The organism is Arthrobacter sp. TJ-238 (assembly GCF_058269215.1).
Genome location: NZ_JBZCNH010000006.1, coordinates 135478 through 149235 on the forward strand (window position 1 = coordinate 135478; position 13758 = coordinate 149235).

Below are 13758 nucleotides of genomic sequence, written 5' to 3' on the forward strand. Positions count from 1 at the left end.
CGATGTCCGAACGCACGGCAGAAGGAGCTCCGAACATGGCAAACGCTGGCCGATCAGCGCCGGACACGGCTGACAGGACGACGTTGCAGAGGTACGACGATGAATCCTTCGCCGATTTTGCCTACCGGGTGCTGTGCGATGAATTGATCGTTCTGGACATCAAGCCGGGCGAGCCCCTCAACGACGAGGTGATTTCTCAACGACTCGGCGTGGGCAGGACGCCTATCCGTGAGGCCATGAAGCGGCTCGAGGGCGACCACCTGGTAGTGGCATATCCGCGACGAGGTACCTTCGCCGCCGGCATCGACATCAAGGACCTCGCCGAGATCTCCGAGATTCGTCATCTCCTGGAGCCCGCGGCGGCTGCGCGGGCTGCACGCGTGGCGTCGCCGCAGTCCCGACAGGAACTGACCGATACCGCGCATGAGATCGACCAGCTGTTGCAGAAGGTGCAGCCCCAACGGGATCTCATGCGGCTGGATATGCGCGTGCATCGGACGATCTACCGGGCCACGGGTAGCAGGCACCTACAAGACGTCCTGATTCGCTACGACAACCTGGCAACACGGATCTGGAGCCTTGTCCTGGAGAAACTTCCGCCGGTGTCCGAACACATTTCCCAGCACATCGGGCTGCTCGAGTGCATCGTAGCGGGCGATTCCGAGAGCGCGGCGCGGTTGACCACCCAGCACGTCACAGATTTCGAGAATCTGATCAGGGAGCAACTCTAGACCGGCGTCAGCCGCGAAGCCTGGACATGGTGGGGTCGTAGAGCGGATCCATGGTGACCGTGGCCCGTATCCGGCGTCCGAAGTACTCGATCTCCACCGAGTCACCGACGCTGACAGCGGCCGGCAGGTACGCGTAGGCGATTGGTTTGGCGATCGTGTATCCGTAGGCGGCGCTGGTGACATAGCCGACTGCCTGGTCCTTGTAGTAGACCGGTTCCTTGCTCAGTACGATGCTCCGGCCGTCGTCGACGGTCAGGCACCGCAGGTGGCGTCGGGCTTCCTCTTCGGCACGACCCTCAAGGGCAGCCTTGCCGACGAAGCTCTCCTTTGTCATCTTCACGGCAAAGCCGAGTCCGGCTTCCAGCGGGTCATGCTCCGTGGTCATATCAGTGCCCCACGAGCGGTAGCCCTTCTCGAGACGCAGCGAGCTGAAGGCCGCCCGCCCCGCTGCGATAACACCATAGGGTTGCCCGGCCTTCCACAATGCATCCCAGAGGCGCTGACCGGTGTCTGCACTCGTATACAACTCCCAGCCCAGTTCGCCGACATAGGACAGGCGCATTGCTGTCACCGGGACGCCACCGATGATGACCTGCTTGGACCTGAAGTACCGAAGCCCGTCGTTGGAGAAGTCGTCCTTACTGGCCGCGCCGATGAGGTCCCGGGCGAGGGGCCCCCACAAGCCGATGCAGCAGGTGCCGCCCGTCGTGTCGCGAACCTGTACCCAGTCACCTGCCGTTCCTCCCTCCGTCTGGTGACGTGCGGCCCGCTCGAAGTAGGCGGTGTCGATGTTTCCGTTCACTCCCAGCTGGAAAGTGTCCTCGCTCAGGCGGGCAACCGTGATGTCGCTTCGGATACCGCCGGCATGGTCCAGCAGAAGCGTGTAGGTCACAGCGCCCGGCTTCTTCGCCATGTCTGCCGTCGTCAGCTCCTGCAGCAGTTTCAGGGCGCCCGGGCCCGACACCTCCAGGCGCTTCAGGGGCGTCATGTCGTACATGGCCACCGCAGTGCGCGTCTTCCATGCTTCGGCGGCCGCGATGGGTGAGCTGAACATTCCCGACCAGGCATCGCGGACCGGTGGCAGCCACTCGGTCGGCATCTCCTTCAGCAAGTCCGCATTGGCGTCGAACCAGTAGGGGCGCTCCCACCCACCGGATTCCAGGAAGTAGCCTCCCAGTGCCTTGTGGCGGGCGTGGAAGGGGCTCACCCGAAGGTTGCGAGGGGAGAGCTTGGGCTGCAGTGGGTGCAGTACGTCGTAGATCTCGACGAAATTCTGCATGGAGGTTTCACTGACGTACTCAGGTGTCAGCTGAACGTCCTCGAAGCGATGGATGTCGCATCCACCGAGATCGATCTGTGACTTGCCGGTGGTCAGGAGTTCGGCCATGGCCCGGGCGACACCAGCGGAGTGGGTCACCCAGACGGCTTCCGCAACGTAGAAACCGTCGAGCTCCTTGGACTCACCGATCAGGGGTCCGCCGTCGGGGGTGAAGGAGAAGATGCCGTTGAAACCATCATCGATGTCGCTTTCCCTCAGCGCGGGAAGCAGCTGCTTGGTGTCCTCCCATGCGGGCAGGAAGTCCTCGACGGTGAAATCGAGCCGGGATGGCATGTTGTGCTCGTCGACGCTGTCGGAGTCATAGGAGCCGAGGTCCGCGAGGTCCACCGGCATGGGGCGGTGAGCGTAGGAACCGATCCCGTATCGGTCGCCATGCTCGCGGAAATAGAGGTCCCGGTCCTGGTGACGCAGGATGGGAAGCGAGGCACCGTCGGGCAGCTCATTGCGGCCTGCCAGCGCCGGCACCGGAGTAGTTTTCACGTACTGGTGGGCGAGTGGCAGCAGCGGGACCGACATACCGATCATCTCGCCGATCCTGGCACCCCAGAATCCCGCACAGGAGATCACGATGTCGGCGGGGATGACGCCCTCGGACGTCTCGACTCCGGTGACGCGGCGGCCGGCTTGCTGGATCCCCGTGACCGTGGTGTCACCGAGGTACATGACGCCTGCTGCCTCCGTCCGCTTGATCAGCAGCTGAACGGCCCGAGCGGCACGCGCGAGGCCATCACTGGGAACGTGGAGACCACCGAGGATGTCCTCCTCGTTCAGGAGCGGATAGAGTTCCTTGCACTCGGCGCTGGAAAGGATCTTGCCGCTGATTCCCCATGACGCGGCGTATCCGAGCTTCCGTTTCAGATCCGTCAGGCGGGTCGCTGTGGTGGCGACTTCGAGGCTACCCACCTGGTCGAAGCAACTGACGCCGTCCTCGGTCAGGGACAAGAATTTCTCGACCGTGTAAGTAGCGAAGGCAGCCATGGTCTTCGAGGGATTGGTCTGGAAGACGAGACCAGGAGCGTGGGAGGTGGAGCCCCCAGGCATGGTGAGCGGCCCCTGGTCGAGAACGGTGATGTTGCTCCAACCCCTGGTGACCAGTTCATCGGCCAGGTTCGTACCGACGATTCCGGCTCCGATGATGACAATGGTCGGCGTCGATGCCATGTGGTTTCTCCTGCTGCTGCTCGTGGGTTGTCCTTGCGGGTGCGGCGGTCGTGACTTATCGGAAGACGACGGTGCTGGAGCGATCCAGCAGCACCCGGTGCTCGCAGTGCCAGCGCACGGCACGGGACAACGCCAGTGCCTCCGCGTCCTGGCCCACCGTCGAGAGGGCGGTCGGTCCGTAGCTGTGGTCCACCCTGATGACCTCCTGTTCGATGATCGGCCCCTCGTCCAGTTCGGCCGTCACGTAGTGCGCCGTTGCCCCCACCAGCTTGACGCCGCGATCGTATGCCTGGTGGTAGGGGCGAGCACCCTTGAAGCCCGGAAGGAAGGAATGGTGGATATTGATCGCCCGGCCCTGCAGGGCACGGCAGAGGTCGTCGGAGAGCACCTGCATGTATCTGGCAAGCACCACGAGGTCGATCTCGTGTTCATCGACCAGTTCCAACAGGCGCCGTTCGGCGTCGGATTTCGTCTCGGGGGTCACCGGTAGGTAGATGAAGGGAAGACCCGCCGCTTCGGCCATTGGCCGGTGGGTCTCGTGGTTCGAGACGATGAGGGCGATGTCACCCCCGAGGCTCCCACCCCGCCAACGGAACAGTAGATCGTTCAGGCAGTGGCCGAACCTGGACACCATGACGAGGATGCGCTGCTTGGTCTGGTCATGGAAGCTGAACTTCATGTCGAACCGCGCGGCGATCGCGAGGAATTCTTCCTGGAGCATTTCCGGCGTGCAGGTCCACGACCCCGAGAAGGCGGTGCGCAGATGCAGGGTCTGGCGCAGGCCGTCGTCGAACTGCTGGTGTTCGTCGATGTTGAAGCCACGGTCGAAGAGAAAGGTCGTGACCGCCTGGACTATGCCCGCTCGTTCGCTGCATGACAGAGTGAGCACGAACTTCCTCGGCACCTCCTCGACGCGATGTCCAGGTCCAGGCAGCGTGCTGGGCGAGGAGGTTGTCGTTAATGAAGTCACATCTTCTCCCATGAATATATGCAGAGCATCAAGACTGATATATTAGATCTGCGGCTCAGCGTATACTCAGCAGTAGTAGAGGTCAACAACCGTTCTGGCCCGGGAGAGAGGAACCGCGCGATGGCTCTTGAAGCGCTGACAGGGGTTGAAGCAGCACGGAAGTCCCTGGCTGATGTGGCCTACGAAACGATCAGGGACCGCCTGCTGGTTCTCGACATCAAGCCCGGCGACCTCGTCAATGACGACAGCCTCGCCAAGGAACTAGGGGTCGGGCGGACTCCGGTACGTGAAGCCCTGAAGCGGCTGGAGCTGGATCGCCTTGTGGTGTCCTATCCACGCAGGGGAACTTTCGCTACGCGGGTCGAGGTCACGGACCTGGCCTTCATCTCCGAGATCCGGACGCAACTCGAGCCCCTTGCCGCATCCCGGGCCGCACGCGTGGCGACGGAATCGACGCGAGAGCACTTGCGCGAGCTCGTGCGGGTCATAGAGTCCTTCGACACACGAGGGGCTTCGGTCATCGAACTACTGCGCCTGGATACCCGCGTGCACCAGGGCATCTATGCGGCCGCGGGCAACCCGCATCTGGAAGATGTGCTGATTCGCTACGACAATCTCGCTACCCGTATCTGGTGCATGGTCCTGGATCGCCTTCCCGACCTCACCAGCCATGTCCACGAGCACCTGAACCTGCTGCGCGCGGTGATCGACGGAGATGAGGACCGCGCGGCCGAACTCGCACGGACCCATGTCAGTGCATTCGAGCATGCTGTACGCGAGGCACTCTTCGCCGCATAGGCCGGCCTTCGACCAGCACATGCCCCTCTTGACCGCCAGGGTACTTCGTACAATACTCGACCCGGAACCTAGTATATCAATGGGATATTACCGGCCGACTTTGGAGAATCCCCAACCTCTCCTCCGACACGATCGAGGTGGCCCGATGGCAGATCTACTTCCTGAGCACCCGGAATTCCTCTGGCACAACCCGACCCCGAAGAAGAGCTACGACGCCGTCATCGTCGGCGGCGGCGGACACGGCCTGGCCACGGCCTACTACCTCGCCCAGAACCACGGGATGACCAATATCGCCGTACTGGAGAAGGGCTGGCTGGCCGGAGGGAATATGGCGCGGAACACCACCATCATCCGCTCCAACTACCTCTGGGACGAGAGCGCCGCAATCTACGAGGCGTCCCTCAAGCTGTGGGAGATCCTGCCCGAGGAACTCGACTACGACTTCCTGTTCAGCCAGCGCGGCGTCATGAACCTCGCCCACACCCTCGGCGACGTACGCGAGAGCATGCGCCGGGTCGGCGCGAACCGGCTCAACGGAGTGGACGCCGAATGGCTGGACCCCGCACAGGTCAAGGAACTGTGCCCCATCCTGAACATCAGCGACAACATCCGCTACCCGGTCATGGGCGCCACCTACCAGCCGCGTGCCGGCATCGCCAAGCACGACCACGTGGCCTGGGCCTTCGCCCGTAAGTGCGACGAGCTCGGCGTGGACATCATCCAGAACTGCGAGGTCACCGGCTTCCTGAAGGACGGCAACCGCGTCGTCGGCGTCAGGACGACCCAGGGCACCATCCACACCGAGAAGGTGGGCTTGTGCGCCGCCGGACACAGCAGTGTCCTGGCTGAGATGGCCGGCTTCCGGCTGCCCATCCAGTCCCACCCGCTGCAGGCACTCGTCTCGGAACTCCACGAACCCGTCCATCCCACCGTGGTGATGTCCAACCACGTCCACGTCTACGTCTCGCAGGCGCACAAGGGCGAACTGGTCATGGGTGCCGGCGTGGACTCCTACAACGGGTACGGCCAGCGCGGGTCCTTCCACGTCATCGAACACCAGATGGCCGCGGCCGTCGAGCTGTTCCCCATCTTCGCCCGAGCCCATGTACTGCGCACCTGGGGCGGGATCGTCGACACCACCCTGGACGCCTCACCCATTGTCGGAACCACCCCGGTGGACAACATGTTCGTCAACTGCGGCTGGGGTACCGGAGGGTTCAAGGGCACCCCGGGCGCCGGGCTCACTTTCGCCCACACCATCGCCACCGGTGCGCCGCACGAACTGAACAGGCCGTTCGCACTGGAACGGTTCGAGACCGGCGCCCTGATCGACGAACACGGCGCAGCCGCCGTGGCCCATTAGAAGAGAGTCCGGACATGCTCCTCATCCCATGCCCCAACTGTGGATCCCGCGACGAGACCGAGTTCCGCTACGGCGGTCAGGCTCACGTGGCCTACCCGGAGAACCCGAACGAACTGAGCGACCGCGAATGGGCCGAGTTCCTGTTCTACAGGGACAACACCAAGGGAGCCTTCGCTGAACGCTGGTTGCACAGTACCGGCTGCCGGCAGTGGTTCAACATGGTTCGCGACACGGCGACCTACGAGATCCAGGCGGTGTACTCGATGGGCGCGCCCCGTCCCGATCAAGCCGCCCCGGAAGGAGCAACCACGTGACTTCCCAGGACGCCCGCCTCACCACCGGTGGGCGCATCGACCGCACCATCTCCTGGCGTTTCACCGTGGACGGCAGGGAATTCACCGGCCATCCCGGCGACACGCTCGCTTCGGCCCTGCTCGCCAACGGCCACATCGCTGCCGGCAACTCCCTGTACGAGGACCGACCCCGAGGCATCATGTCCGCCGGCGTGGAGGAATCGAACGCCCTGGTCAAGGTGTATCCCCGATTCCCCGGCCACGTCGCGGAGTCCATGCTCCCCGCCACAACCGTCACCCTGGTGGACGGGCTGAAGGCAGAGCTGCTCGATGGACGGGGCCGGCTGGACCCGGACGACGACCGGGCCGAGTACGACAAGAAGTACGTCCACACCGACGTCCTGGTCATCGGCGGCGGTCCCGCCGGCCTGGCCGCTGCGCGCGAAGCCGTCCGCACCGGTGCACGCGTCATGCTCCTGGACGACCAGCCCGAGCTCGGCGGGTCCCTGCTGTCAGGTCCGACCGCACCCGGACTGGTCGAGACCATCGAGGGCAAGCCGGCCCTCGAATGGGTCGCGGACGTCGAAGCAGAACTGGTGTCCGGTGCGGAGTCGACGGTCCTGAACCGAACTACGGTGTTCGGCGCGTACGACGCGAACTACGTCATCGCCGTCCAGAACCGCACCGATCACCTGTCCAGCCCCGCCGCACCCGGCGTCTCCCGGCAGCGGATCTGGCACATCCGTGCCGCGCAGGTCGTGTTGGCCCCCGGTGCCCACGAACGCCCGCTGGTATTCGAGAACAACGACCGCCCGGGCATCATGCTGGCCTCCGCCGTCCGCAGCTACCTGAACCGCTACGCCGTCGTCGCCGGGCATCGCGTCGTCATCAGCACCACGAACGACAGCGCCTACGCCCTCGCTGCGGACCTGCGTGCCGCCGGTGTCCAGATCGCAGCTGTCGTGGACGGACGTCCGAACCTCACCGACGTGGCTGCTGCCGCTGTCGAGGCCGGCACCCGGGTGCTGATCGGCACCGCGGTGGCCAACACTGCTGCGGACGATGCAGGCCGCCTGGCCGGCGTGACCGTCCGGGGCATCGACGACGACGGCGCGCTCACCGCCCACATCGAGCAGATCGCGTGTGACCTGCTGGCCGTCTCCGGCGGCTGGAGTCCTCTGGTCCACCTGCATTCCCAGCGTCAGGGCAAACTGCGCTGGGACGACGACCTGGCGGCTTTCGTGCCGAGCACCGAAGTTCCGAACCAGCAGGTCGCAGGGTCCGGGCGTGGCAGCTTCGACCTGCAGGACTGCCTCGCCGAGGGTATCTCCGTCGGCGCCGGCGCCGCCGTCGCCGCGGGGTTCAGCACGACCACCGACCCCTCACCGCTCGGCGAGCCGAAGTCCTCGGCACCCACTCGCCAGCTGTGGCTGGTCCCCGGGGAGGAAGGCAACGCGGACGATTGGCATCACCACTTCGTCGACTTCCAGCGCGACCAGTCCGTGGCCGATGTCCTGCGCTCCACCGGGGCCGGCCTGCGCTCGGTGGAACACATCAAGCGCTACACCTCCATCAGCACCGCCAACGACCAGGGCAAGACCTCCGGAGTCAACGCGATCGGCGTCATTGCCGCCGCACTTCGCACGGCAGGCGAAGCCTCGCGTGGCATCGGAGACATCGGTACCACCACCTACCGCGCACCGTTCACCCCCGTGGCTTTCGCGGCGCTCGCCGGACGCCAGCGCGGTGAGCTGTTCGACCCCGCCCGCAAGACGTCCATCCACCCGTGGCACGAGGCCGAAGGTGCCCTGTTCGAGGACGTGGGACAGTGGAAGCGTCCCTGGTACTACCCGCACGAGGGCGAGGACATGGACTCCGCGGTCCTGCGGGAATGCGCCGCGGTCCGCGGCTCCGTCGGCTTCATGGATGCCACCACCCTCGGAAAGATCGAGATCCGGGGCAAGGACGCCGGCGAGTTCCTCAACCGGATCTACACCAACGCGTTCAAGAAGCTCGCCCCCGGTTCCGCCCGCTACGGCGTCATGTGCCTGGCGGACGGCATGATCTTCGACGACGGAGTGACCCTCCGCCTCGACGACGACCGCTATTTCATGACCACCACGACCGGCGGCGCCGCCAAGGTGCTGGACTGGCTGGAGGAATGGCTGCAGACCGAATGGCGCGACCTCGACGTGCACTGCACCTCGGTCACTGAACAGTGGACCACCATCGCCGTCGTCGGACCGAGATCACGGGCAGTCATCGCGAAGCTGGCACCGGGCCTGGCAGCGGACGGCAAGCTGGAGGCAGAAGCCTTCCCGTTCATGACCTTCCGCGAGACCACCCTGGCCTCCGGCGTGCAGGCGCGGGTCTGCCGGATCTCGTTCTCCGGCGAACTCGCCTACGAGATCAACGTCCCGTCCTGGTACGGGTTGAACACCTGGGAGGCGGTGGCAGCCGCAGGCGCCGAATTCGACATCACCCCGTACGGCACGGAGACCATGCACGTCCTCCGCGCCGAGAAGGGCTACCCGATCGTCGGCCAGGACACCGACGGCACCGTCACCCCGCAGGACGCGGGCATGGAGTGGGTGGTGTCGAAGACCAAGGAATTCGTCGGCAAGCGATCCTACGCCCGAGCCGATGCCAGGCGAGAGGATCGCCGGCACCTGGTGAGCGTCCTACCCGTGGACCGTTCCTTCCGGCTCCCCGAAGGCACCCAGCTGGTGGACCAGGGCATCGACGTCGATCCTGCGTCCGGCCCCGTTCCGATGCAGGGCTTCGTCACGTCCAGCTACCGCAGTGCCGCCCTGGGCCGGACCTTCGCCCTCGCGCTGATCAAGGACGGCCGCAACCGTATCGGCGAGACCCTCGTGGCCGCCGTGGGCGACCAGCTGGTCGACGTCGTCGTCGCCGAAACCGTGCTTTTCGACCCCGAAGGGACCCGCAAGGATGGCTGACACAGCAGCGCTCAACGGCATCAAGGGACTTCGCGACATCCGGCGCAGCCCCGCCTCGCACCTGACCGCGGAGATGGAGGCAGGCTCCGTCGAGGGGACGGTGGTCCTTCAGGAGGGCCCGTTCCAGACCATGGTGGGCCTCCGCGTGGACCCCCGCTCCGAGGAAGGCGCACGGGTGGCCGCCATGGCAGGTTGCCTGCCGGGCCGTTGCGGTGAGGTGGGCGGCGCCGACGGCGTCAGCATCCTCTGGCTGGGACCGTCCGAGTTCCTGGTGGTCGCACCCGAGGACGCCCACGACTCGCTCGGTGGTGACCTCATCGGTTCCCTCACCGCAGCCCTGGGCGGGGCCCCGGGGCAGGTGGTGGACCTGTCGGCGAACCGCACCACCTTCGAACTCTCCGGTACCCGCGCACGGGCCGTCCTGGAGAAGGGCTGCGCGCTGGACCTGCACCCCCGCAGCTTTCCCCCAGGAACAGCCCTGAGCACCGAGGTGGGCAACATCACGCTGGTCCTGGAGAAGACCGGGGAGCAAAGCTTCAGGCTCTTCCCCCGGGCCTCCTTCGCGGACTTCCTGGGCCGGTGGCTCCTCGATGCGATGCGCGAGTACGCCTCGCCAGAGGTTCCCTGACCACCCCGCCTACACCGTGCGGGAGGAAACCGGCAGGCAGCAGGAAGGCCCCGGACCGGCTGGTCGGGGGCCTTCCTGCTACTTCGACAGAGACTGACTCAGGCCTGGTGGAAGGTCTTCCCGAGAACGCGCTCGGACGCCCCCACGCGGTCGAGGTACGGGGTGATGCCGCCGAGATGCATCGGCCACCCCGCGCCCATGATCATGCACAGGTCGATGTCCTCGGGGGCGGCGACGACGCCCTCGTCGAGCATGCGCCCGATCTCGTCCGCCAGCGCGTCCTGCGTCCGGTGCAGGACCTCCTCGGCGGTCGACGGTGACTTCCCGCGCTCCATGAGGTCCAGCGTTGCGGAAGGGACGGTCTCGGAGCCGTCCTCCTGCTTCTCCCACAGACCCTTCACCCCGGCGTCGATCAGCTTCTGCTGGTTCGCCGAGACGAGGAACCGGTCGCCGAACGCGGTGTGCAGCGATTCCTGCACGTGCTGGCCGACGGGCAGGCCCACCAGCGCGAGCAGCCGGAAGGGTGTCATGGGCAGGCCCATGGGGCGCAGCGCGCCGTCCGCGGTCTCCGCGTCCGTACCCTCGTCGAACACGGCCGTGATCTCACCGAACATCCGGCCGAGGATCCGGTTCACCACGAAGGCGGGGGCGTCCTGCACCAGGACGGCGTTCTTCTTCAGGCCCTTCGCGAGGACGAAGGCCGTGGCGAGCACGGCGTCGTCCGTCTTCGGGGCGCGGACCACCTCGAGCAGCGGCATGGCGGCCACCGGGTTGAAGAAGTGGAAACCGACCACGCGCTCCGGGTGCACCAGGTCCGCGGCCATCTCGGCCACGGACAGCGACGACGTGTTGGTGGCGAGGATGCACTCGGGGGAGACGACGGCCTCCACCTCGGCGAAGACCTGCTTCTTGACCGACAGCTCCTCGAACACGGCCTCGATCACGAAACCGGCGTCGGCGAACACGTCCTTCGAGACGGACCCGGTGACGAGGGCCTTCGTCCGGTTCGCGGCGTCCTGCGAGAGCCGCTTCCGGCCGAGCATCTTCTCGATCTCCGCGTGCACGTACGCGACGCCCTTGTCCACGCGGGCCTGGTCGATGTCCGTCATGACCACGGGCACCTTGAGCTGCCGGGCGAACAGCAGGGCGAGCTGGCTCGCCATGAGTCCGGCCCCGACGACGCCGACCTTGGAGACCGGGCGGGCCAGCTTCCGGTCGGGCGCTCCTGCCGGACGCTTGCCACGCTTCTGCACCAGGTCGAGGAACGCATAGACCGTGGCGTGGAACTCGCGGGTCTGCATGAGTTCGGCCAAGGCCGTGCACTCGGCGGCCGCCGATTCCTTCCGCGACCAGGTCCGCCCGGCCTCCAGCAGGTCCAGGACGCGACCGGGCGCGGGCGCCGCGTTGCTGGTCTTCGCCTCCACGAAGGCCCGTCCCGCGGCGACGGCGCCGGTCCACGCGGCGTCGTCGTACCGTGCGAGCTCGGCGCGGCGCTGCCCCACGGCGTCGGCCTCACCGCCGGTGAGCACGCGGGCCGCCCAGAGGAGGGACTGCTCGATGAAGTCCGCCGGCTCGAAGAGGGCATCGGCGATGCCCAGTCCGTACGCGGAGGTGCCGTCCAGGCTGCGGTTGTTGCTGAGCGGGTTCTCGACCATCACCTTGACGGCGTTCGCCGGCCCGATGAGACGCGGCAGGCGGTACACGCCGCCCCAGCCCGGCACGAGGCCGATGAACGCCTCGGGCAGGCCGATCCCGTTGGCGCCCGTGGACACCGTGCGGTAGTTCGCGGCGAGGGCGATCTCGAGCCCGCCGCCGAGCGCGACGCCGTTGATGAAGGCGAAGCTGGGTACGCCCATGTCGGCGAGCAGGTCGTACGCCTCGTGGCCCAGCTCGGCCATGAGGCGGCCGAGGTGCTCGGACTTCACGCTCTTGACGGTGCTGAGGTCGGCGCCCGCGACCAGGAAGTAGGGCTTGCCGGTGACGGCGACGGAGGAGATCTCGCCCCGGGCGGCGCGTTCCTTCAGCCCCTCGAGGGTGCGGCCGAACTCGATGAGCGTGTTGGGCCCGAGCGTGGTGGGCTTGGTGTGGTCGAGGTCGTTGTCGAGCGTGATGAGCGCGAGGACGCCGGCCCCCTGGGGGAGGGTGATGTCCTGGACGTAGGAGTGGGTGACGATCTCGGCGGGAACCAGCGCAGCCAGTTCGTCGTAGCGTTCGAAGCTCATGCTGCATCCTGTCCGTAGTGCTCGTGGTGGGGGTTCTCCCAGATGACGGTGGCTCCCATGCCGAGGCCGATGCACATGGTGGTCATGCCGTAGCGCACGGACGGGTCCTCCTCGAACTGGCGGGCGAGCTGGTTCATGAGCCGCACGCCCGAGGACGCCAGGGGGTGCCCGACGGCGATGGCCCCGCCGTAGCGGTTCACGCGCGGGTCCTCGTCGTCGATGCCGAAGTGGTCGAGGAAGCTCAGCACCTGGACGGCGAAGGCCTCGTTGATCTCGAAGAGCCCGATGTCGCTGATGCCCAGGCCGGCCTGGCGCAGGGCCTTCTCGGTGGCGGGAACAGGGCCGATGCCCATGACCTCGGGCTCCACGCCCGCGAAGGCGTAGGCGACCAGGCGCATGCGGACGGGCAGACCCAGTTCCGCGGCGGCGTCGGCCGAGGCCAGCAGTGCGGCGGTGGCGCCGTCGTTCAGGCCGGCGGCGTTGCCGGCCGTGACCCGACCGTGCGCGCGGAACGGCGTGCGCAGAGCGGCGAGGTCCTGCACGGTGGTGCCGGGGCGCGGCGGCTCGTCCGCGGTGTTGAGCGTCCAGCCGGAACCGGCCTTCCGGCCGGCGACGGGCACGAGGTCGGGCTGGATCTGCCCGGCATCATAGGCAGCCGCGAGCTTCTGCTGGCTGCGGACGGCGTAGGCGTCCGTGCGGTCCTTGGTGATGGCCGGAAAGCGGTCATGCAGGTTCTCGGCCGTGTTGCCCATGTTCAGGGCGGCGGCGTCCACGATCCGCTCGGACTGGAAGCGCGGGTTGGGGTCCGCGTCGGCGCCCATCGGGTGGTTGCCCATGTGCTCGACACCGCCGGCGATGACGACGTCGTACGCACCGAAGGCGATGCCCGACGCCGTGGTGGTCACGGCGGTCATCGCGCCGGCGCACATGCGGTCGATCGCGAAGCCCGGGACCGTCCGGGGGAGCCCGGCGAGGAGGGCCGCGGTGCGGCCGATCGTCAGGCCCTGGTCGCCGGTCTGGGTGGTGGCGGCGATGGCGACGTCGTCCACGCGCTCGGGCGGCAGCGACGGGTTCCGGCGCAGCAGGTCGCGGATGCACTTCACCACGAGGTCGTCGGCGCGCATGCCGGCGTAGATGCCCTTGTCGCCCGCCTTGCCGAATGGGGTCCGTACTCCGTCGACGAAGACGACGTCGCGGACGGCACGCGCTGAGCGCGACGTCCTGCCGGCGGACGTGGTCCCGGTTTGTAGGCTCACCTGTTGCTCCTCTTCGAGTTGTTGATCCGCGCTTATG

The 13758-nt window shown here is 66.6% G+C and carries 10 protein-coding genes; 6 read left to right on the forward strand and 4 right to left on the reverse strand.

Annotation, left to right across the window (positions count from 1 at the left end; genetic code table 11):
* The first annotated feature begins 35 nt into the window (after positions 1–35).
* Positions 36–731 carry a GntR family transcriptional regulator gene (locus AC4D2O_RS14040; RefSeq protein ID WP_490907962.1) on the forward strand — a complete coding sequence of 232 codons (696 nt, stop codon included), beginning with the start codon at positions 36–38 and terminating at the stop codon, positions 729–731.
* A gap of 7 nt (positions 732–738) precedes the next feature.
* On the opposite strand, the gene AC4D2O_RS14045 is transcribed toward AC4D2O_RS14040, so the two are convergent.
* A complete protein-coding gene (locus AC4D2O_RS14045) occupies positions 739–3231 on the reverse strand; it encodes a GcvT family protein (protein ID WP_490907963.1) in 2493 nt (830 codons plus the stop codon).
* A 55-nt stretch (positions 3232–3286) separates the two neighbouring features.
* On the reverse strand, positions 3287–4213 hold the full coding sequence (purU, locus tag AC4D2O_RS14050; protein WP_490907964.1) for a formyltetrahydrofolate deformylase: 927 nt from the start codon (positions 4211–4213) through the stop codon (positions 3287–3289).
* A 108-nt stretch (positions 4214–4321) separates the two neighbouring features.
* Between purU and AC4D2O_RS14055 the strand changes: the two genes are divergently transcribed.
* From AC4D2O_RS14055 to AC4D2O_RS14075, 5 genes are all read left to right on the forward strand, one after another.
* Positions 4322–4999: a GntR family transcriptional regulator gene (locus tag AC4D2O_RS14055; RefSeq protein ID WP_490907965.1), complete on the forward strand. Its 678-nt coding sequence runs from the start codon at positions 4322–4324 to the stop codon at positions 4997–4999.
* A 145-nt stretch (positions 5000–5144) separates the two neighbouring features.
* Positions 5145–6362, forward strand: a complete 1218-nt coding sequence (locus AC4D2O_RS14060; RefSeq protein ID WP_490907966.1) for a sarcosine oxidase subunit beta family protein — start codon at positions 5145–5147, stop codon at positions 6360–6362.
* Positions 6363–6376: 14 nt separating this feature from the next.
* On the forward strand, positions 6377–6676 hold the full coding sequence (locus AC4D2O_RS14065) for a sarcosine oxidase subunit delta (RefSeq protein WP_490907967.1): 300 nt from the start codon (positions 6377–6379) through the stop codon (positions 6674–6676).
* Positions 6673–9615 (forward strand): 2Fe-2S iron-sulfur cluster-binding protein, encoded by a 2943-nt coding sequence (locus AC4D2O_RS14070; RefSeq protein ID WP_490907968.1) that lies wholly within the window; start codon positions 6673–6675, stop codon positions 9613–9615. Before AC4D2O_RS14065 ends, AC4D2O_RS14070 begins: the two co-directional genes overlap by 4 nt.
* Positions 9608–10243, forward strand: a complete 636-nt coding sequence (locus tag AC4D2O_RS14075; RefSeq protein WP_490907969.1) for a sarcosine oxidase subunit gamma — start codon at positions 9608–9610, stop codon at positions 10241–10243. The genes AC4D2O_RS14070 and AC4D2O_RS14075 overlap by 8 nt, the downstream gene beginning before the upstream one ends.
* Positions 10244–10341: 98 nt before the next feature.
* Here the strand turns inward: AC4D2O_RS14075 and AC4D2O_RS14080 are convergent, their stop codons facing one another.
* A complete protein-coding gene (locus AC4D2O_RS14080) occupies positions 10342–12465 on the reverse strand; it encodes a 3-hydroxyacyl-CoA dehydrogenase NAD-binding domain-containing protein (protein WP_490907970.1) in 2124 nt (707 codons plus the stop codon).
* Positions 12462–13721 (reverse strand): thiolase family protein, encoded by a 1260-nt coding sequence (locus tag AC4D2O_RS14085; RefSeq protein ID WP_490907971.1) that lies wholly within the window; start codon positions 13719–13721, stop codon positions 12462–12464. The genes AC4D2O_RS14080 and AC4D2O_RS14085 overlap by 4 nt, the downstream gene beginning before the upstream one ends.
* Positions 13722–13758: the final 37 nt, after the last annotated feature.